This is a genomic window from Pseudomonas putida (assembly GCA_041071465.1).
Lineage (GTDB): Bacteria > Pseudomonadota > Gammaproteobacteria > Pseudomonadales > Pseudomonadaceae > Aquipseudomonas > Aquipseudomonas putida_P.
In genome coordinates, this window is the sequence record CP163498.1 from 2356691 (window position 1) to 2375778 (window position 19088).

General features: G+C 61.4%; 20 protein-coding genes. 16 read left to right on the top strand and 4 right to left on the bottom strand.

Annotated features, from left to right (window positions below):
* Window positions 1–74 precede the first annotated feature (74 nt).
* The 8 genes from AB5975_10880 to AB5975_10915 all read left to right on the top strand — a co-directional run bounded on the left by AB5975_10880 (window position 75) and on the right by AB5975_10915 (window position 6880).
* A complete protein-coding gene (locus tag AB5975_10880; GenBank protein XDR22260.1) occupies window positions 75–974 on the top strand; it encodes a TauD/TfdA dioxygenase family protein in 900 nt (299 codons plus the stop codon).
* A gap of 18 nt (window positions 975–992) precedes the next feature.
* On the top strand, window positions 993–2012 hold the full coding sequence (locus AB5975_10885) for an ABC transporter substrate-binding protein (protein XDR22261.1): 1020 nt from the start codon (window positions 993–995) through the stop codon (window positions 2010–2012).
* A 6-nt stretch (window positions 2013–2018) separates the two neighbouring features.
* On the top strand, window positions 2019–2882 hold the full coding sequence (locus AB5975_10890; GenBank protein ID XDR22262.1) for an ABC transporter ATP-binding protein: 864 nt from the start codon (window positions 2019–2021) through the stop codon (window positions 2880–2882).
* Between the two features lie 14 nt (window positions 2883–2896).
* Window positions 2897–3760, top strand: coding sequence for an ABC transporter permease (locus AB5975_10895; protein ID XDR22263.1), 864 nt, complete (start codon window positions 2897–2899; stop codon window positions 3758–3760).
* A gap of 210 nt (window positions 3761–3970) precedes the next feature.
* The gene (locus AB5975_10900; protein ID XDR22264.1) at window positions 3971–4459 is read left to right on the top strand and encodes an Hcp family type VI secretion system effector; all 489 of its coding nucleotides are present in this window, start codon (window positions 3971–3973) and stop codon (window positions 4457–4459) included.
* 9 nt (window positions 4460–4468) lie between these two features.
* Complete coding sequence (locus AB5975_10905) at window positions 4469–5452, top strand: hypothetical protein (protein ID XDR22265.1); 984 nt, start codon at window positions 4469–4471, stop codon at window positions 5450–5452.
* Between the two features lie 448 nt (window positions 5453–5900).
* Window positions 5901–6524 carry a hypothetical protein gene (locus tag AB5975_10910; protein XDR22266.1) on the top strand — a complete coding sequence of 208 codons (624 nt, stop codon included), beginning with the start codon at window positions 5901–5903 and terminating at the stop codon, window positions 6522–6524.
* On the top strand, window positions 6521–6880 hold the full coding sequence (locus AB5975_10915; GenBank protein ID XDR22267.1) for a hypothetical protein: 360 nt from the start codon (window positions 6521–6523) through the stop codon (window positions 6878–6880). Before AB5975_10910 ends, AB5975_10915 begins: the two co-directional genes overlap by 4 nt.
* A gap of 291 nt (window positions 6881–7171) precedes the next feature.
* On the opposite strand, the gene AB5975_10920 is transcribed toward AB5975_10915, so the two are convergent.
* The gene (locus AB5975_10920; GenBank protein ID XDR22268.1) at window positions 7172–7735 is read right to left on the bottom strand and encodes a WYL domain-containing protein; all 564 of its coding nucleotides are present in this window, start codon (window positions 7733–7735) and stop codon (window positions 7172–7174) included.
* Between the two features lie 206 nt (window positions 7736–7941).
* On the opposite strand from AB5975_10920, the gene AB5975_10925 reads away from it, so the two are divergent.
* From AB5975_10925 to AB5975_10955, 7 genes are all read left to right on the top strand, one after another.
* The gene (locus tag AB5975_10925; protein ID XDR22269.1) at window positions 7942–8736 is read left to right on the top strand and encodes a tetratricopeptide repeat protein; all 795 of its coding nucleotides are present in this window, start codon (window positions 7942–7944) and stop codon (window positions 8734–8736) included.
* A 144-nt stretch (window positions 8737–8880) separates the two neighbouring features.
* Complete coding sequence (locus AB5975_10930) at window positions 8881–9333, top strand: MarR family winged helix-turn-helix transcriptional regulator (protein ID XDR22270.1); 453 nt, start codon at window positions 8881–8883, stop codon at window positions 9331–9333.
* Window positions 9330–11417 carry an FUSC family protein gene (locus tag AB5975_10935; GenBank protein XDR22271.1) on the top strand — a complete coding sequence of 696 codons (2088 nt, stop codon included), beginning with the start codon at window positions 9330–9332 and terminating at the stop codon, window positions 11415–11417. The genes AB5975_10930 and AB5975_10935 overlap by 4 nt, the downstream gene beginning before the upstream one ends.
* A complete protein-coding gene (locus AB5975_10940) occupies window positions 11414–11626 on the top strand; it encodes a DUF1656 domain-containing protein (GenBank protein XDR22272.1) in 213 nt (70 codons plus the stop codon). The genes AB5975_10935 and AB5975_10940 overlap by 4 nt, the downstream gene beginning before the upstream one ends.
* Window positions 11623–12498 carry an efflux RND transporter periplasmic adaptor subunit gene (locus tag AB5975_10945; protein ID XDR22273.1) on the top strand — a complete coding sequence of 292 codons (876 nt, stop codon included), beginning with the start codon at window positions 11623–11625 and terminating at the stop codon, window positions 12496–12498. Before AB5975_10940 ends, AB5975_10945 begins: the two co-directional genes overlap by 4 nt.
* The gene (locus AB5975_10950) at window positions 12495–13913 is read left to right on the top strand and encodes an efflux transporter outer membrane subunit (protein XDR22274.1); all 1419 of its coding nucleotides are present in this window, start codon (window positions 12495–12497) and stop codon (window positions 13911–13913) included. The genes AB5975_10945 and AB5975_10950 overlap by 4 nt, the downstream gene beginning before the upstream one ends.
* Window positions 13914–14021: 108 nt before the next feature.
* Entirely contained in the window at window positions 14022–15965 is a 1944-nt protein-coding gene (locus AB5975_10955; protein ID XDR22275.1) for an FTR1 family protein, read from the top strand.
* Window positions 15966–16002: 37 nt separating this feature from the next.
* On the opposite strand, the gene AB5975_10960 is transcribed toward AB5975_10955, so the two are convergent.
* Window positions 16003–16248 (bottom strand): TIGR02647 family protein, encoded by a 246-nt coding sequence (locus AB5975_10960; GenBank protein XDR22276.1) that lies wholly within the window; start codon window positions 16246–16248, stop codon window positions 16003–16005.
* 69 nt (window positions 16249–16317) lie between these two features.
* Window positions 16318–16617 (bottom strand): hypothetical protein, encoded by a 300-nt coding sequence (locus AB5975_10965; GenBank protein XDR22277.1) that lies wholly within the window; start codon window positions 16615–16617, stop codon window positions 16318–16320.
* 148 nt (window positions 16618–16765) lie between these two features.
* Between AB5975_10965 and AB5975_10970 the strand changes: the two genes are divergently transcribed.
* Window positions 16766–17428, top strand: a complete 663-nt coding sequence (locus AB5975_10970) for a glutathione S-transferase (protein XDR22278.1) — start codon at window positions 16766–16768, stop codon at window positions 17426–17428.
* Between the two features lie 34 nt (window positions 17429–17462).
* Here AB5975_10970 and argH read toward each other — a convergent pair whose 3' ends face one another.
* Window positions 17463–18857 (bottom strand): argininosuccinate lyase, encoded by a 1395-nt coding sequence (gene argH / locus AB5975_10975; protein ID XDR22279.1) that lies wholly within the window; start codon window positions 18855–18857, stop codon window positions 17463–17465.
* Window positions 18858–19088: the final 231 nt, after the last annotated feature.

Consider the following 19088-nt stretch of genomic DNA (forward strand, 5'->3'; position numbering starts at 1 on the left):
ACCCACACGGGAAATCCCCGTGCGTTTCTGATCGTTGCGCGCCGTTGAAGTCGCGCACTGCGTGGGAGTGAAAAATGTCAGCCGCCTCGAACGCCTTGTCGACCATCGACAGCGCCCAGCCGCAATGCTTCGAAATCCGCCCGTTCTCCGGTGCCGTCGGCGCCGAGATCATCGGCCTGGACCTGGCCAGACCGGTCAACGTCGAGGATTTCGCCCGTATTCATCGCGCCCACCTCGACCACCATGTACTGGTGTTCCGCGACCAGCGCATCAGCCCGCAACAGCAGATTACGTTCAGCCGCCGCTTCGGTGAGTTGCAGATCCATGTGCTCAAGCAGTTCCTGCTTACAGGCCATCCCGAGATCCTGATCGTTTCCAACATCGTCGAAAACGGTCAAAACATTGGTCTGGGTGATGCCGGCAAGTTCTGGCACTCGGACCTGTCGTACAAAGCGCTGCCCAGCCTCGGCTCCATGCTGCATGCCCAGGAGCTGCCCAGCGAAGGCGGCGACACCCTGTTCGCGGACATGCACAAAGCCTGGGACGCCGTACCCGACGCCTTGCGCAAAGTGGTTGAGGGCCGCAGCGCTGCTCACTCCTACACCGCCCGTTACGCCGAGACCAAATTCGAAGGCAACTGGCGCCCGACCCTGACCGCCGAGCAATTGGCGCAGGTACAGGAAGTCATCCACCCGGTGGTCCGCACCCACCCGGAAAACGACCGCAAGGCCCTGTTCGTCAGCGAAGGCTTCACCACCCGCATCGTCGGCCTGCCAGACGACGAAAGCCGCGACGTGCTGCAACAGCTGTACGCCTTGAGCGTGCTGGAGAAGAACATCTACCGCCACCAGTGGCAGCCCCACGACCTGGTCTTCTGGGACAACCGCTCGCTGATCCACCTGGCCACCGGCTGCCCCGCACACCTGCGGCGCAAGCTGTACCGCACCACCATCCAGGGCGATGCCCCGTTCTGACGACTGAGGAACCCCATCATGCGCAATTCCATCAGCCGCCTGGCGGCAAGCATCGGCCTCGGCGCGAGCCTGGTCATCGGCAGCCTGGCCGCCCCCGCTGCGGCCCAGGCCGAAGGCAAAATCCGCATTGCCGAGCAGTTCGGCATCGTTTACCTGCTGCTCAACGTGGTGCGTGACCAGCACCTGATCGAGAAGCACGGCAAGGAGCAGGGCATCGACATCGATGTCGACTGGGCGCAGTTGTCGGGTGGTTCGGCCATCAACGATGCACTGCTGTCCGGCTCGGTGGACATCGCCGGTGCCGGCGTCGGCCCGCTGCTTACTGTGTGGGACCGCACCAAGGGGCGGCAGAACGTCAAGGCTGTGGCTTCGCTGGGTAACTTTCCATACTACCTGGTCAGCAGCAACCCCAACGTGAAGACCATCGCCGACATCTCCGACAAGGACCGCATCGCCGTGCCCGCGGTAGGTGTTTCGGTGCAGTCGCGCTTCCTGCAGTACGCCGCCGCCCAGCAGTGGGGCGACAAGGAATACAACCGCCTCGACAAATACACCCTGGCCGTACCGCACCCGGATGCCACTGCCGCGCTGCTGGCCGGTGGCACTGAGCTGAACGGGCACTTCTCCAACCCACCGTTCCAGGACCAGGTGCTGGCCAACAAGGACGTGCATGTGGTGCTCAACAGCTACGACCTGCTTGGCCCCAACTCGCCGACCTTGCTTTTCGCTACCGAGAAATTCCGCAAGGACAACCCCAAAACCTACAAGGCCTTTGTCGACGCCCTGGCCGAAGCCGCAGACTTCGCTCAGAAGGACAAAGCCGCCGCAGCCGATACCTACATCCGCGTGACCAAGGCCAAGATCGACCGCGACGCGCTGATCAAGCTGATCGACAACCCGCAGTACGAGTTCACCGTCACGCCAAAGAACACCTACAAGCTGGCCGACTTCCTCTATCGGGTAGGCGCTATCAAGAACAAGCCGGCATCGTGGAAGGACTACTTCTTCCAGGACGAACGCCCGCTGCAGGGGAGCTGACCGATCATGACCGCCCCTTTGCCAGGCCACACGGCCAGCAACCTGAGCCGTGTCGCCACGCCACCTTTGCTCAAGGTGGATAACCTCAGCCTCGAATACCGCACCGCGCAGCGCGTGGTGCGGGCCACCCACCAGGTCAGCTTCGAAGTCGACCGTGCCGACCGTTTCGTGCTGCTCGGGCCTTCTGGTTGCGGCAAGTCCACCTTGCTCAAAGCCGTCGCCGGTTTCATTCAACCGCAGGAAGGGCAGATTCTGCTGCAGGGCCAAGCGGTGCATGGCCCAGGTCCAGACCGCATCGTGGTGTTTCAGGAGTTCGACCAACTGCCGCCGTGGAAAACGGTGAAGCAGAACGTCATGTTCCCGTTGCTGGTGGCAGGCCAGCTCAAGCGCGCCGAAGCCGAAGAGCGGGCGCTGCATTACCTGGAAAAGGTTGGTCTGGCCGCCTTTGCCGATGCTTATCCACACACCCTGTCGGGTGGTATGAAGGCACGTGTGGCGATTGCCAGGGCGTTGGCCACCCAGCCGAAGATCCTGCTGATGGATGAGCCGTTCGCTGCACTGGATGCGCTGACCCGGCGCAAGATGCAGGAAGAACTGCTGCTGCTGTGGGAAGAGGTGCGTTTCACCCTGTTGTTCGTTACCCATTCCATCGAAGAAGCGCTGGTAGTGGGCAACCGCATCCTGCTGCTGTCGCCGCACCCGGGGCGGGTGAGGGCGGAAGTGCACAGCCATCAATATGATCTGGGCAGCCTGGGCGGCAGCGATTTCCAGGCCAGTGCAAGGCGTATCCACCGCTTGCTGTTCGATGAGGCAGACGTCCCGGAACAGCCCGACGACCTTGGTTTCAACGATATCCGCATCGCCTACTGACAGGAGCTTCAGCCATGACCACTACACCTGTACGCCAGGAATACGAGGTGCAGCTGGAGCCCCTGCTCAGTGTACCCCTGGAACGCCAACTCCCCTTGGCCCAACGCCTGTGGCAGCAAGGCTGGCTGCGCAAGGCGCTGATCCTGCTGGTAATCGCTGTGCTATGGGAGGCCGTTGCTCGCTATCAGGATAATGACCTGCTGTTGCCGAGCTTCCTGCAAACCGCCGCGGCCCTGTGGGACGGCCTTGTGAGTGGCGAGCTGCCCGCCAAGGTCGGGGTTTCGCTGGTGATACTGCTCAAGGGCTATGTGCTGGGTATCGTCCTGGCTTTCGGCTTGACCAGCCTGGCGGTTTCGACCCAACTGGGGCGGGACTTGCTGGGCACGTTAACCTCGATGTTCAACCCATTGCCGGCCATTGCCCTGTTGCCGTTGGCCTTGCTGTGGTTTGGGCTGGGTGATAACAGCCTGATCTTCGTGCTGGTGCATTCGGTGCTGTGGGCGCTGGCGCTGAATACCTATGCCGGTTTCCTTGGTGTGTCGGAAACGCTGCGCATGGCTGGGCGTAACTATGGCCTCAAAGGGTTGCGGCTAGTGCTGCACATCCTGGTGCCGGCAGCCTTGCCGTCGATCTTGTCGGGGTTGAAGATCGGCTGGGCGTTCGCCTGGCGCACGCTGATCGCTGCCGAGTTGGTGTTTGGTGCCAGCAGCGGCAAAGGCGGGCTGGGCTGGTACATCTTCCAGAACCGCAATGAGCTATATACCGACAAGGTGTTTGCCGGGTTGGCGGTGGTGATCCTGATTGGTTTGCTGGTGGAAGGGTTGGTGTTCAATACACTGGAGCGGCTGACCGTGCGGCGTTGGGGGATGCAGCGGTAAACGGTATCGTCATGGCGGCCGTACGCAGGTTTGTTGCGGCGTGCGGGCCGCTAACCAAATCCAGAAATACTTTCAAACATCTGTTATCCAAAAAGATCGTGAAATTCGTAGGAAACTTCTGAATCTTGCATCGATCTCCATAGAAAGATTGCGGCCGTTCTTTCCCGAGCCTAGCCTGTTCCGCTCCGTCATTTACAAGGAGCAGTAATCATGGCTTTCGATGCCTATATTCAAATCGCGGAAATCGCTGGCGAAGCAAAAGACGAGCAATACAGCAACTGGATCGAGATCCTCGGTTACACATTTGGTGCCAGCCAAAGCACCTCCGTCACCGCGAGTTCTGCAGGCGGCGCCACTTTCGGGCGCACCACGCTGAGCAATCTGACCTTCACCAAGTACCTGGACAACGCCAGTTGCAAACTGCTCGAAGCCAGTTGCGCGGGGCAGCACCTGAAGGAAGTGAAGCTGGTCGTCTGCCGCGCCGGTAGCGACAAGCTCAAGTACTACGAAGTGGTGCTCGAGGAAGTGATCATCGCCGACTACGCACAAAGCGCGCATGCCGGTGTGCCGACTGAAATCGTTCAGCTCAACTACGGCCGTATCAAGACTACCTACACCCGGCAGCAGCGCGTCGACGGCAGTGCTGGCGGCAATGTGACCGGTGGCTGGGACCGAATTGCCAACAAGAAGTTTGCGTGAGGAACGACCATGTCCGAGGCACGCAGCTTTATAAATCCAAGGGCGCAGAACTACGCGACCCTGAAAAATGGCACGCCCATGAGCGCCAACCAGCAGGCCAAGTTCGATGTGCTCAATGCGCATATCGTCAATACGGTGGTCTTGGCCGGTGAACTGGTAATCGTCGGTGATCCCGACACTTCCTACTGCACCAGCCATGAAGCCTTTCTAATGGCCAAGGCGGCGGGCATCCACCGCGACATCATGCTCAACGGTGGCGGTGTCGACGGGTTCTTGCTGGAAAACTTCGAGATGCTACAGAGTCTACTGGCCCATGCGTCGATAGGGGCAGGGGCAGCGAGCGATGGCTGGGCCAGGCATCTGGATGCGATCAAGAAGACGCTGGAGCAGATCGAGCAACTGCACCGCGCGCATATGAGCGGGGGTGCATTCAGGGAGCGCGAAGAGTTTTATGCAAAGCGCGCGGTGTTGTTCGGAACCCTGGATGAACAGCTCGGGTGGGCCGCTGCATACGGCACAGGGCTAAAGAATCATGGGTCGATCAAGCGGATGTTGCAGCTCTCTAGCAAAAGCTACTTGAGTACCGGGGAAATTTCAAAATATGCCGACAAGGTAGCCGGAGTCGCTAGGGCTGCGGATATGATCAAGAAAGGGGGATACCTCGGGGTCGCATTGGATGTCGCCGCTACGGGGTTGGAAATTCACAAAGCTTGTATACTTGGGCGAGAAGAAGAATGCACCAGAGCAAAATATGTCGAAGGTAGCTCATTAGTATTAGGCTTGACGGGAGGCAGTCTAGGCGGTGCATTCGGTGGCGCAATTGCCACGACCGGTTGCGCAGTTGTCCTTGGTGCAGTGACCGGACCTGGTGCTCTAGTCTGTGGGGTTGTGGGCGGAGCAGTAGGGGGTGCCGTTGGAGGCGAAATAGGAAATGCGGGTGGAGAATTTATTGGCGATCTGATTTATCGCAAGGTCTCAGATGATACCAATTGAGCCCGGTTGGGTGGCGCTGCTTGTTTTTAGCCCAGGGCTGATAATCCTAATTTTGCTTATTTATATTGCTCATTTTTACGTTGAACGAATTGAATCCTTACTAGAAAAATCAAGCTATATACAAGGAATAAGGAGCACCTTTCTCCGGGCTGGACTACCAGGGAAAGTCTTACGCACATGCTGTATTGCTTGCATGATGACAATGCCGGCTATTTATGCCCGTCGCGGGCTCATCAACATGAAGGAAGTAAACAATTTCCCACTAAAAATGAAACGGACACTCATTGGGCTCTGGCTGGCTTTGACTATCGAAATCCTATCCATGTTAGTGTTCCGCGCCTGGCTGTACTTGCGTTAGCTTACACTGGCCGGTGCTGCACATAGCAAGAGTCGCCCCAAAAGTATCGACCCCTGCCGGCTGCAGCAAAGCATTCCTGATCAGCAATCGATGAACAGCCGATTACCGCTGGAGCAGATCGAGCAACTGCACCACGTGCATATGAGTGGTGGTGCGTTCAGGGTACGAGAAGAGTTCTACGCCAAACGTGCAGCGCTGTTCAGGACGTTGGATGAGCAGCTGGGGAAGACTGCCGCTTACGGTTCTGGTCTACGCAATCAGGGATCGATCAAGCGGATGCTGCAGCTATCCACCAAGCGCTATCTGAGTACCGGGGAGATTTCCGGATATGCCGAGAAGGTAACGGGAGTGGCGAAGGCTGCGAGTCTGATCAAGAAAGGAGCCTATATTGGCATTGCATTGGATGTGGCCGCGACAGGTTTATCCATTCATAAGGCGTGCACCATTGGGCGTGAGGAAGAATGCAGAAAAGCCAAGTATATAGAGGGGAGTGGCTTAATCGGGGGCCTAGGTGGAAGCGCTATGCTGGGTGCTTTGGGAGGTGCCACAGCGTCCCTGATATGCACGGTAGTATTCGGACTACCGACTGGCGGGCCTGGTGCTCTAGTATGCGCCGTTGTCGGTGGAGTTGTTGGAGGTGAAGTAGGCGGTGACAAAGGTAAAGAGGGCGGCGAGTGGCTCGGGGAAATTATCTACGAGAATAAAAAATCGTGAATCAATTTGAGATGAACTTAGTTGCTGTGGGTTTCTTCTTCTTGGGTATGGCAGCGCTGTTGGTGCTTGTGTTCGTGGCTGTGCGGTATCTTGATGAGATTGAAGAGTTACTGTCGAAGAGTGTTTATGTTTCCGGGAACAAAAAACTCTATGCGCCAGCAGGAGTTATAGGAAAAATAATGCGTATCTGTACCATATCAACAGTATTGACGATGCCGGGTGTATTTGCGCGTAGAAGATTGGTTGATGTGGATCAGTTGCGAGATTTTCCAAATTCGATAAAAAGGGTTTTGGTCGGGGCATGGTGCACAATGTTTATCTCTTCTATGGTCTTCCTGTTTCTCGGTTCTTTTTAGAAGGGCGGTAATAATTTGAAGGAACTCGTGACGCAAACATGGAGGTGGAAGACTGCGGTTCAGACCAAAACACGTGCCTATAGCGGGGTTGCGTTGGATGTGACACTCCCCACGGGTTGATTTTCACAATCTTGTTTCTTTTTTCAATGGTGTGATGAAGTTTTTCGGTTTGCCTTTTTAATCGCTGATTGCGCTGCAGTTATCCGGTTAGGTACGGAATGTCGGGCTGGCACGGTTTTAGACGGGTACTGAGGGAGTGCGTGCAACATTCCGCTCGGGCAGTGCGCTATCTCAGAGGCTACTCTGGTACTGAGCCGCCGCACTGCTCAGGATCTTGCCAATCTCTTCACGCAAGTCAGCAGGCTGCTCCACCACCACCCCATCCCCATGGCTCAACAGCCACCAGCGCAATGGCCAACCATCGCTCACCGTGGCGCGTAACCGATGCCCATGCTCCAGCGCTGTCAGCTGCATATCGCTGCTCAAGGGGGCAACCCGCAACTGCCGCGCCAGTGCATCGCTGATCCGTGCCACCAACTCCATGCCTTCTCCCTGCGCCGGTTGCAACGCATCCCCTCGCAGATGCGTGAGCAAGTCGAAGTTACCGCGCAACTCGCCCACGGCACTGGCCGACCAGTGCCAGCCAAACGGAATACTCTTGTCATTACGTTCCAGCGGAAAGATCAGCGACAGCTCATTGAGGTCGCGCTCGACGGTGCGTTTGCTGACCGTAAAGCCCACGTCACGCAGGCGCCACACCAACTCGGCGCTGGTAATGCCTGGAGAGCGGCTGGGCAGCTGGCGCAGCAGCGCCCACTGTCGGCTGAGGGTGGCGCGAGTGGTGGCGAACGGCAAAAGATAACGTCCTTGTCTAGGCTTGCCGCAATAGGATGGCGGCACGCGAGGGGCGTGGCAATTGGCCACAGCCCGCTCAGATCAAGGAAGTCGCATTTGGTTGCCTCGTGCCGAATCGTTCGCGACAGGTTTTGACGTGACGTCACGCAGAATCACGCCTCATCACAACCGAAGGTTGGGTTGTGCGTCGTTCAATGAGGATGAACATGTCTGCTGCCAGCAATATCCATTCGCTGCTTGCCCGCCTTCTACCCGAGCGGGTCATCGCCCCACCGGCTCCCGTCGGGAGGCGACAGCGGCTGTTTGCCGGTGTGGGCTTGCCCAGCCAGCGGTCGCTGCTGGTCAACCGCCTGGATGAGGCCAGCGACCTGCAGGCAGTGTATGTCGACCTTCGCCGTCAGGCGTTGCAAGGCAGTGTGGCGGCACTGAATGACCTTGGCTGGATCTGGCTCAACGGCAAGTACTGGCGCGCCGATACCGAATTGGCCGGGCACCTGTTGCGCATGGCGGCCCTGCAGGGCAATGCTGCTGCCTGGTTCAACCTTGGGCAGCAGCACTACTTCGGCAAGGGCATCGAGCCTTCCTACGTGCAGGCGGCGGAGTGCTACCGCCAGGCCTTCGAGCGCGGGATGCTGCATGCCGCGGCGGCGCTGGGAGACCTGTATGAGGAGGAGGTGTGCGATGGCGACCTGGATTGGCAGGTAGACCTGGTGCAGGCCTACCAGTGGTTCCTGCGCGGGGCCGAGCGGGGCGAGGCGCGTTGCCGTTTCGAGGTGGGCTACCGGTTGATGCACGGCCTGTATGTAGAGGCCGACCTCAAGGCGGCGCTGTACTGGCTGGAGCTGGCGGCAGCGGCGGGAGTCGTGCAGGCGGCAGAGGAATTGGCAGTGCATTTCAGCAGCCGTGACGTGGTGCGCTACCAGGAGTGGCGGGACCGGGCAGTGCAAATGGGTAGCACCTTGGCTTTGACCATGAAGTTGGAAGATCAGATCCAATCCTGATCTTCTGCAGCCTGTGCCGGCAGGTAAAAAGCTCCAGCATGAACAACAATTCATCCATACCCCTCGTCACCCCCTGTTGACGGCGGGGGGAGGGCAAGGCGTATATTGATAGTTAGCAAACTATGAATATGCTTGGTTCCCCTCATGTCCCTTGATCTCCTGCGCCTGCAAGTCAGCAGTGGCATGGTGGTTGCGGCCCGCCACTGGCGGCGCATCTGCCATACCGCCCTGACCGGTTACGGCATTTCCGAGGCCTGCGCCGCGCCGCTGCTGATGATCGTGCGCCTGGGTGACGGTGTGCACCAGGTGGCCGTGGCACAGGCTGCCGGCCTGGAAAGCCCTTCTCTGGTGCGTCTGCTCGATCAACTGTGCAAGGCCGGCCTGGTGTGCCGCAGCGAGGATCCACTGGATCGCCGCGCCAAGGCCCTGAGCCTGACCGCCGAAGGCCGTGCCTTGGCCGAAGCCATCGAGGCCGAACTGGTGCGCCTGCGCCGCGATGTGCTGCACGGTATCGACCAGGCCGACCTGGAAGCCGCCTTGCGCGTGCTGCGCGCCTTCGAGGCTGCAGGCCTGGGCAGCTCGGGCGGGGCGGCATGAACGGCTTCTTCAGCTCGGTTCCCCCGGCCCGCGACTGGTTCTACGGCGTGCGTACTTTCGCTGCCTCCATGATCGCCTTGTACATCGCGTTGCTCATGCAGCTGCCGCGCCCCTATTGGGCGATGGCCACGGTGTACATCGTCTCCAGCCCGTTCGTCGGCCCGACCAGCTCAAAGGCGCTGTACCGCGCCGTGGGCACGTTGCTTGGCGCCGGTGGGGCCATTTTCCTGGTGCCGCCGCTGGTGCAGTCACCGTTGCTGCTGAGCATCGCCATTGCCCTGTGGACAGGCACCTTGCTGTTCCTTTCGCTGAACCTGCGCACGGCCAACAACTACGTGCTGATGCTGGCCGGCTACACCCTGCCGATGATCGCGCTGGCGGTAGTGGATAACCCGTTGGCGGTGTTCGACGTAGCGTCTTCTCGCGCCCAGGAAATATGCCTGGGTATCGTCTGCGCGGCGGTGGTCGGGGCCATTTTCTGGCCGCGCCGGCTGGCGCCGGTGGTGGTCGGCGCCACCAGTAACTGGTTCACCGAGGCGATCCGCTACAGCGACATCTACCTGGCCCGTGAGGTCAGCGCCGACAAGATCGGCGGTATGCGTGGGGCGATGGTTGCTACCTTCAACTCGCTGGAGCTGATGATCGGTCAGCTCGGCCACGAAGGTGCCGGCCCGCATACCGTGAAGAACGCCCGCGAGTTGCGTGGGCGGATGATTCACCTGCTGCCGGTGATCGACGCGCTCGACGACGCCCTGGTGGCCCTGGAAGGCCGCGCCCCGGCCCAGTTCGCTCAGCTTCAACCTGTGCTTGAGGCCGCTCGCGAATGGCTGAAAGGCACTGCCGACAGCCCCTCGGTCGCACGCTGGACCACGCTGCACGAGCAGATCGACCGCCTGCAGCCAGGTGCTGCGGCCCTAGACCAGCGCGCCGAGCTGCTGCTGTCCAACGCCCTGTACCGCCTGACCGAATGGGCTGACCTGTGGCAGGACTGCTGCACCCTGCAGCACGCCCTGCGTACCGATGATGCCAAGCCCTGGCGCGCGGTGTACCGCCACTGGCGCCTGGGCCGCCTGACGGCCTTCTTCGACCGTGGCCTGATGCTGTATTCGGTGGCCTCCACCGTATTGGCGATCGTCGTCGCTTGCGGCCTGTGGATCGGCCTGGGCTGGAACGACGGCGCCAGCGCGGTGATCCTCGCGGCCGTGTCGTGCAGCTTCTTCGCCGCCATGGACGACCCGGCGCCGCAGATCTACCGGTTTTTCTTCTGGACGCTGATGTCGGTCATCTTCTCCAGCCTGTACCTGTTCCTGGTGTTGCCCAACCTGCACGACTTCCCGATGCTGGTGCTGGCTTTCGCCGTGCCGTTCATCTGCATCGGCACCCTCACCGTGCAGCCGAGGTTTTACCTGGGCACCTTGCTGACCATCGTCAACACCTCGACCTTCATCAGCATCCAGGGCGCCTACGACGCCGACTTCTTCACCTTCCTCAACTCCAACCTTGCCGGTCCCGTTGGCTTGTTGTTCGCCTTCATCTGGACCCTGGTGATGCGCCCGTTCGGCGTGGAGCTGGCGGCCAAGCGCATGACCCGCTTCGCCTGGCGTGACATCGTCGAAATGACCGAGCCGGCGACCCTGGCCGAACACCGCCAGGTTGGCGTGCAGATGCTCGACCGCCTGATGCAGCACCTGCCGCGCCTGTCGCAAACCGGCCAGGACAGTGGTGTGGCACTGCGTGACCTGCGTGTGGGGCTGAACCTGCTCGACCTGCTGGCCTATATGCCGCGCGCCGGCCAGCAGGCCCGCGAGCGCCTGAGCACGGTGGTCGAGGAAGTCGGCGCGCACTATGCAGCCTGCCTGCGTGCCGGCGAGCGCCTGCACGCACCAGCCGCGCTGCTGCGCAACATGGAGCGCGCCCGGCTGGCGCTGAACCTGGATGAGCTGTACGAGCGCGGCGATGCCCGCACCCACCTGCTGCATGCCCTGAGCGGCCTGCGCCTGGCGTTGCTGCCAGGTGTGGAGGTGATGCTCGAACCCGCCGAACAACCGCAACTGCCCCCCGGCCTCGACGGAGCACCCCTGTGATTGGTGAACTGGATATCAGCGGGGTGTTCCTGCCTACGCTGCTGGTGATGATGTTTGGCACCTACCTGCTGTTCCTGGGGGTGCATGCGGTGCTGGTGCGCCTGCACTTCTACCGCCTGGTCTGGCACCGGGCGTTGTTCAACGTTGCCCTGTATGCCGTGCTGCTTGGCGCGGTGGACCACTTTTGCCGAAACTTGATGCTGCCATGAAAAAACCTTTGCTGACCCTGGGCCGTGTGGTCCTGACCTTGCTGGTAGTGACCTTCGCCGCCGTGCTCGTGTGGCAGATGGTGGTGTACTACATGTTTGCCCCCTGGACCCGCGACGGCCACATCCGCGCCGACGTGATCCAGATCGCCCCGGACGTGTCGGGGTTGATCCAGAAGGTCGAGGTGCGCGACAACCAGACCGTCAAGCGCGGCGACGTGCTGTTCACCATCGACCAGGACCGCTTCAGCCTGGCCCTGCGCCAGGCCAAGGCAACCCTCGGCGAACGCCAGGAAACCCTGGCCCAGGCTTCGCGCGAAGCGCAGCGCAACCGCAAGCTGGGCAACCTGGTGGCCGCCGAGCAATTGGAAGAAAGCCAGTCTCGCGAGGCCCGCGCCCGTTCGGCCGTCAGCGAGGCGCAGGTGGCGGTCGATACTGCCCAGCTCAACCTTGACCGTTCGGTCGTGCGCAGCCCGGTGGATGGCTACCTCAACGACCGCGCGCCGCGTAACCACGAGTTCGTCACCGCTGGCCGCCCGGTGCTGTCGGTGGTCGACAGTGCCTCATACCACGTCGACGGTTATTTCGAAGAAACCAAGCTGGGTGGCATCCAAATCGGCGACGCCGTGGACATCCGCGTCATGGGCGACAACACCCGGCTGCGCGGCCACGTACAGAGCTTTGCCGCTGGCATCGAAGACCGCGACCGCAGCAGCGGTGCCAACCTGCTGCCCAACGTCAACCCGGCCTTCAGCTGGGTGCGCCTGGCTCAGCGCATTCCGGTGCGCATCGCCTTTGACGAAGTGCCGCAAGACTTCCGCATGATCGCCGGGCGTACTGCCACGGTGTCGATCATCGAGGGCCAGCGCCCATGAAACAGCTGATCCTGGCTGGCCTGTGCCTGTCGTTGGGGGCCTGCATGATGGTGGGGCCCGACTATGAGGTGCCGAAGGATGCGGCGGTGCAACGCAGCGACCTGAACGGCCCGCTGCGCCAGGATGCCGACAGCGTGGTTTCGGCACCGGTGCCCGAAGACTGGTGGCAGCTGTATCAGGACCAACGGCTGAACGAGCTGGTGCGTCAGGCACTGAGTGCCAACACCGAGCTGCGCGTGGCCGCGGCCAACATCGCCAAGGCCCGGGCCCAAGTGGAGGTGGCCGAATCGCAAGGCGGCTTCAACGGTGGCGTCAAGCTTGGCGCCCAGCGCCTGCAGGAGTCGGGCGAAGCCTTCCTGTTGCCGGAAAAAGTACCGGTGGCCAACATCGGTGAGGCCATCATCAGCGCCTCGTACCAGTTCGACTTGTGGGGCACCTTCAAGCGCGGCACCGAAGCGGCCAAGGCCAACGCCGACGCAGTGCAGGCCGCTGCCGATACTGCTCGTATTACCTTGGTGGCAGACGTGGTCAAGGCCTACACCCAGGTGTGCTCGGCCAACGAGGAGTACCACATTGCCCGCGAGTCGCTCGACTTGCAGGAACAGAGCGTGACGCTCAACCAGCGCCTGCGTGATGCCGGGCGTGGTGATGAAACCCAGGTCACCCGCTCGCAGACTCAGTTCAAATCCCTGCGCGCCGAACTGCCACGTTTCAAAGCCGAGCGCGAGACCGGCATGTATACCCTGGCGGCTCTGTTGGCCAAACCCGTCGACCAGCTGCCTGCAGGCACCGCCGATTGTGCCGAACTGCCGCACCTGAACCAGCTGGTTCCGGTAGGCGATGGCGCCGCGTTGCTCAAGCGCCGCCCCGACGTGCGCCAGGCCGAGCGTCAGCTGGCTGCTGCCACGGCCTCCATCGGCGTCGCCACGGGCGCACTGTACCCGGACATCAGCATCGGCGCTCAGGTGGGCACTATCGGTATCCTGGAAAACCTCGGCGAGCCTGCAACCAACCGCTGGGGCTTCGGCCCGCAGATCAGCTGGAGTATCCCCACCAACGGTACCCGCGCGCGCATTCGCATGGCCGAAGCTTCTACCCAGGCAGCCTTGGCGAACTTCGATGGGGTGGTGCTGAACGCCATTCGCGAAACTCAGACGCGCCTGGCGCAGTACAGCGCCCTACTGGACCGGCGTGATGCGCTGGCCGAGGCGGAGAAATCGGCCAAGGAAGCGGCGGACCAGACGCACCGCTATTACCAGGCAGGGCGTGAGTCGTTCCTGGCGGATTTGCAGGCGACGCGGACTTACACTGATATGCGTGCTCAGCTGGCGGCGGCCAATAGCCAGGTGGCGATGGGGCAAATCGGGGTATTCCTGGCGTTGGGCGGGGGCTGGAAGGACACCGCCAAGCACTGATGAGATCCTTGTGGGGTGGATGTTCATGCCCCACTTCATCTGATTTGTACCAAGATTTTTCATGAAATCCGCCCTGCACCCTTGAGGGAAGCCAAGTCGGAGTGAACAATGTTCTCTTTCGCATTCCCTTCGAGACTGGCCATGAATACCCGTTCCCGTCTGCTCACCTGGCTGCCGGCTCTATTGCTCGGCCCGGTGCTGGCGCTGTGTAGCACCTTGGCGCTGGCCGAGTCGCCCGCCGAGGCCGCAAAAGCCTTGCACCTGCTGGACTACATTGGCGCCGATTACCCACCGACCGTTCAAGAAGGCAAGGTGATCGACGAGGGTGAATACCGCGAGCAACAGGAGTTTGGCGCGGTATTGGGCGACCTGGTCAAAGGCCTTCCCGCAAATGCCGAGCAAGCGGCACTGGAGCAGGGCGTCCAGGCATTGCGCCAGGCCATCGATCAGCGCCAAGAGGGCACAGCGGTCGCCAAGCAGGCCCGCCAGCTGGGCGCGCGCCTGGCTGTAGCCTACGAGGTCAGTCAGGCCCCGGTGATCACCCCGGACCCTGCCCGTGGCGCGGCGCTGTATGCGCAAAACTGCGCCATCTGCCACGGTGACACGGGGGCTGGCGACGGACCGGCTGGCGTGGGCCTGGAGCCTGCCCCGGCCAACCTGCGTGATGCGGCACGCCTCGACCAGTTGAGCTTGTTCGACCTGTACAACACACTGGCCCTGGGCATCGACGGTACCGAAATGCCGTCCTTTGCCGACCAGTTGGACGACCGCCAGCGCTGGGATGTGGCCGCTTATATCGCCAGCTTCACCGCCAAGCCAGAAGCTGGCAAAGGTGACAAGACCTGGAACATCGCCGACCTGGCCCGCCAGACCCCGGCTGAGGTCGCTGCCAATGAAGGCGCGGCGGTGCTGGAAGCATTCCGCGCGCAGCGTGCCCAGCCGCCGCAGGTCAAACGTGGCCCGGCGCAACTGCTCGAATACACCGCCAGCACGCTGGACAAGAGCCTGGCGGCCTACCGCGCAGGTGACCATGACCAGGCCTATGACCTGTCGGTGGCGGCCTACCTGGAAGGTTTCGAGTTGGTGGAAAGCTCACTGGACAATATCGACACCCAGGCGCGCAAGGACACCGAAAAATCCCTCATGGCCTACCGCCAATCGCTGCAGGACGGGTTGCCCGTGGCTCAGGCCGAGCAACGGCTGGCCGAAGCCAAGCGCAAGCTGGACCAGGCCGCCAAGCTGTTGGGCAGCGATGGCCTGAGCTGGTCGCTTAGCTATATCTCCGGTTTGCTGATCCTGTTGCGCGAAGGGCTGGAAGCGATTCTGGTGCTGGCGGCGATTCTGGCCTTCCTGCGTAACACCGGGCAGCAGTCGGCGGTACGCAGCGTCAACATAGGCTGGGGCCTGGCGCTGGTTGCCGGCTTCGCCACCTGGGCGCTGGCGGCCTATGTGATCGATGTGGGTGGGGCTCAGCGCGAGCTGCTGGAAGGCTGCACGGCCTTGTTCGCTGCGGTGATGGTGTTGTGGCTAGGGGTATGGATGCACGACCGTCGACACGCCGCTGCCTGGCAGAACTACATCAAGAGCAGCCTGGTTAGCGGCGGCGGGCGTTTCGGCTTCGCCCTGCTGGCGTTTTTCTCGGTGTACCGCGAACTGTTCGAAGTGATCCTGTTCTACGAAACCCTGTGGTTGCAGGCAGGCCCTGCTGGGCATCAGGCTGTGCTGGCGGGTGGCGCCACGGCACTGGTGCTGTTGGTGGGCTTGGCTTGGGTGATTCTGCGTGGCTCTGCGAAGCTGCCGCTTTCGCTGTTCTTCAGCATCAACGCCGCGCTGCTGTGCGCGCTGTCGGTGGTGTTCGCCGGGCATGGCGTGAAGGCGCTGCAAGAGGCCGGGGTGCTGGGCACACGACCGGTAGCGTTCTTCGAGTTCGACTGGTTGGGGATTCATGCCGACGCCTACTCGTTGTCGGCGCAGGCGGTGGCCTTGCTGGCCATCGTGTTCCTGTACGGGCGTTCGCGTCTGGCGGAAAAGCGCAGGGCAACTGCAAACTGAGCGAGGGGCTGCATGGCAGCCCCTTTTCAATCTCGGCTCAGGCCGGCTGTGGCGCCTTGAGAATGTTCTGCAGCAATTGCACGCTTTCAACGGCGTCATGACCCAGGCTGGTCAGGTAGCCGCCATCAGGTTGATCGGTCAGCCCCTTTTCATGCAGGCGTTGCGCTGCCGCGATCAGGGCAGGGGCGGCGGTACTGTTAATCTTGATGCCTTCCTGGCTGCTGTCGTGTTTGAACAGCGCGAGTACTTCCAGTTCGTCGATCAGATCGGGGGTAAAAGGCATGGCAGCTCCTGACTTCCAGACAAGGATGGCGGCACCGTCAGCGGTGCCTGATCTTCGAGTGTAGTCGGGTTATTCGTCCTCGCCTTGATCCATCTCAGGCGGCAGCTCCGGCAGCGCCCGCAAAGCGTTTTCATACCACTCGCCGTTGAACGCGCGGTCCTCTACCAGCATGTTGTCGATCTCGAAGGCCAGCACATGGGCCATCAGGTTGAGAATGTCTTCACGCTCATAGCCGACCAGGGTCAGCTTGTTGTAAGTGGCTTTGGCCGCTGGCGGTTCGCCGCTTTCGATCTGGTTTTCGATGGCCTGGGTCAGCGTTGCCTCGGCGAAGGCTTCGTCGTCATTGTCGAGGTCGGTGGGCTCGCTCATGGCGGTACTCCTGTGATGGGATACGACAGTGTGCCACGCCCGTGGCGGCAATGCCTGGGCATTGATGGGGTGCATGACGCTAGTCAGGGGCGGGCGTACGGTCTATAAAAGCCGGGCCAACCCCTTACGGCCTGGAGGCTGTTACCTCATGCTCAAGCTTTATGGATTCTCGGTCAGCAACTACTACAACATGGTCAAACTGGCCCTGCTGGAAAAAGGCCTGCCCTTCGAGGAAGTCACATTCTATGGCGGCCAGGCGCCACAGGCACTGAAAGTAAGCCCACGTGGCAAGGTGCCGGTGCTTGAAACCGAACATGGCTTCCTCAGCGAAACCAGTGTGATCCTCGACTACATCGAGCAGACCCAGGGGGGCAAGGCGCTGTTGCCGGCCGACCCATTCGGGCAGGCCAAGGTGCGTGAGCTACGCAAGGAAATCGAGTTGTATATCGAACTGCCGGCACGAACCTGCTATGCCGAGGCGTTCTTTGGCATGTCGGTGGAGCCACTGATCAAGGAGAAAGCCCGTGCCGACCTGCTGGCTGGCTTTGCCACCCTCAAACGCAATGGGCGTTTCGCACCTTATGTAGCGGGTGAGCAACTGACGCTGGCAGACCTGATGTTCTGCTTCTCGGTCGACCTGGCGTATGCCGTGGGCAAGAAGGTGCTGAACATCGACTTCCTGGCGGACTTCCCGCAGGCCAAGGCGTTGCTGCAGCTGATGAACGAGAACCCGCACATGGCGCGGGTCGTGGCGGACAAAGAGGCGGCGATGCCGGCCTTCATGGAGATGATTCGTAGCGGTAAACGCTAACGGCCGGGGGCCGCAAAGCGGCCCCAGGCTCTGATCAGCGCGAAGCCAGCAGCGCCTTGCCGCGAACCACCGCCGCACGCACTTGCGCTGGCGCCGTACCACCAATGTGGTTACGGGCATTCACCGAGCCTTCCAGAGTGAGCACGGCAAACACGTCTTGCTCGATCTGGTCGCTGAACTGGCGCAGTTCGTCCAGGCTCATCTCGGCCAGGTCCTTGCCGGTGTCCACACCATACTTCACCGCGTGGCCAACGATTTCGTGGCAGTCACGGAACGGCAGGCCACGGCGTACCAGGTAGTCGGCCAGGTCGGTGGCGGTGGAGAAGCCGCGCAGGGCCGCTTCACGCATGATGGCGTGCTTGGGCTTGATCGCCGGGATCATGTCGGCAAAGGCACGCAGCGAGTCGCGCAGGGTGTCGGCGGCGTCGAACAGCGGTTCCTTGTCTTCCTGGTTGTCCTTGTTGTAGGCCAACGGCTGGCCTTTCATCAGGGTCAGCAGGCCGGTCAAAGCGCCAAACACGCGGCCGGTCTTGCCGCGCACCAGCTCTGGCACGTCCGGGTTCTTTTTCTGCGGCATGATCGAGCTGCCGGTGCAGAAGCGGTCGGGCAGGTCGATGAACTGGAACTGCGCGCTGGTCCACAGCACCAGCTCTTCGGAGAAGCGCGACAGGTGCATCATCGCCACGCTGGCAGCAGCGCAGAATTCGATGGCGAAGTCACGGTCCGACACGCCGTCCAGCGAGTTGCCGGCCACGGCTTCGAAGCCCAGCAGCTTGCAGGTGAGCTCGCGGTCGATCGGGTAGGTGGTGCCAGCCAACGCCGCGCTGCCCAGTGGCATGCGATTGGCGCGCTTGCGGCAGTCGACCAGGCGCTCGTAGTCGCGGCTGAGCATTTCGAACCAGGCCAGCAGGTGGTGGCCGAAGGTGACCGGCTGCGCGGTTTGCAGGTGAGTGAAGCCGGGCATGATGGTTTCGGCTTCGCGCTCGGCCTGCTCCAGCAGGCCCTGCTGCAGGCGGGTTATTTCGGCCAGGATCAGGTCGATTTCGTCGCGCAGCCACAGGCGGATGTCGGTGGCCACCTGGTCGTTGCGGCTACGGCCTGTGTGCAGCTTCTTACCGGTGATGCCGATGCGGTCGGTCAGGCGTGCTTCGATGTTCATGTGCACGTCTTCGAGGTCGACGCGCCAGTCGAAGTTACCGGCTTCGATCTCGCCCTGGATGGTTTTCAGGCCATCGATGATGGTGTCGCGCTCGGCATCGCTGAGCACGCCGACCTGCGCCAGCATGGTGGCATGGGCGATCGAACCCATGATGTCGTGGCGGTACAGGCGCTTGTCGAAATCGACCGAGGCGGTGAAACGGGCGACGAAGGCGTCGACGGGCTCACTGAAGCGGCCGCCCCAGGACTGATTGGTCTTGTCGGTGCTCATGGATTCACTCATTGCAGGCGTGAACGAAAAAGTGGCGCCGATAATAGCAGGGTTGGGCTGGCTGCCGCAGGGCGCCGGTCGAGAGAAATGCCCGGAAAATGGCAGAGAAGGATTTTAAGGAATGAACGGCAGTGTTCCACGGACCGTCTACAGTTGGACAAGGGACTGGCGGTGAATCTGCCGTCCGAGTGAATCTTTGGCCATCGCACCGGTCTAGAGCGTGACCGCAGT

Coding starts and splice junctions, on each gene's coding strand:
- AB5975_10880 (XDR22260.1), top strand. CDS start 75: ATGTCAGCCGCCTCGAACGCCTTGTCGACCATCGACAGCGCCCAGCCG.
- AB5975_10885 (XDR22261.1), top strand. CDS start 993: ATGCGCAATTCCATCAGCCGCCTGGCGGCAAGCATCGGCCTCGGCGCG.
- AB5975_10890 (XDR22262.1), top strand. CDS start 2,019: ATGACCGCCCCTTTGCCAGGCCACACGGCCAGCAACCTGAGCCGTGTC.
- AB5975_10895 (XDR22263.1), top strand. CDS start 2,897: ATGACCACTACACCTGTACGCCAGGAATACGAGGTGCAGCTGGAGCCC.
- AB5975_10900 (XDR22264.1), top strand. CDS start 3,971: ATGGCTTTCGATGCCTATATTCAAATCGCGGAAATCGCTGGCGAAGCA.
- AB5975_10905 (XDR22265.1), top strand. CDS start 4,469: ATGTCCGAGGCACGCAGCTTTATAAATCCAAGGGCGCAGAACTACGCG.
- AB5975_10910 (XDR22266.1), top strand. CDS start 5,901: ATGAACAGCCGATTACCGCTGGAGCAGATCGAGCAACTGCACCACGTG.
- AB5975_10925 (XDR22269.1), top strand. CDS start 7,942: ATGTCTGCTGCCAGCAATATCCATTCGCTGCTTGCCCGCCTTCTACCC.
- AB5975_10930 (XDR22270.1), top strand. CDS start 8,881: ATGTCCCTTGATCTCCTGCGCCTGCAAGTCAGCAGTGGCATGGTGGTT.
- AB5975_10935 (XDR22271.1), top strand. CDS start 9,330: ATGAACGGCTTCTTCAGCTCGGTTCCCCCGGCCCGCGACTGGTTCTAC.
- AB5975_10945 (XDR22273.1), top strand. CDS start 11,623: ATGAAAAAACCTTTGCTGACCCTGGGCCGTGTGGTCCTGACCTTGCTG.
- AB5975_10950 (XDR22274.1), top strand. CDS start 12,495: ATGAAACAGCTGATCCTGGCTGGCCTGTGCCTGTCGTTGGGGGCCTGC.
- AB5975_10955 (XDR22275.1), top strand. CDS start 14,022: ATGTTCTCTTTCGCATTCCCTTCGAGACTGGCCATGAATACCCGTTCC.
- AB5975_10960 (XDR22276.1), bottom strand. CDS start 16,248: ATGCCTTTTACCCCCGATCTGATCGACGAACTGGAAGTACTCGCGCTG.
- AB5975_10965 (XDR22277.1), bottom strand. CDS start 16,617: ATGAGCGAGCCCACCGACCTCGACAATGACGACGAAGCCTTCGCCGAG.
- AB5975_10970 (XDR22278.1), top strand. CDS start 16,766: ATGCTCAAGCTTTATGGATTCTCGGTCAGCAACTACTACAACATGGTC.
- argH (XDR22279.1), bottom strand. CDS start 18,857: ATGAGCACCGACAAGACCAATCAGTCCTGGGGCGGCCGCTTCAGTGAG.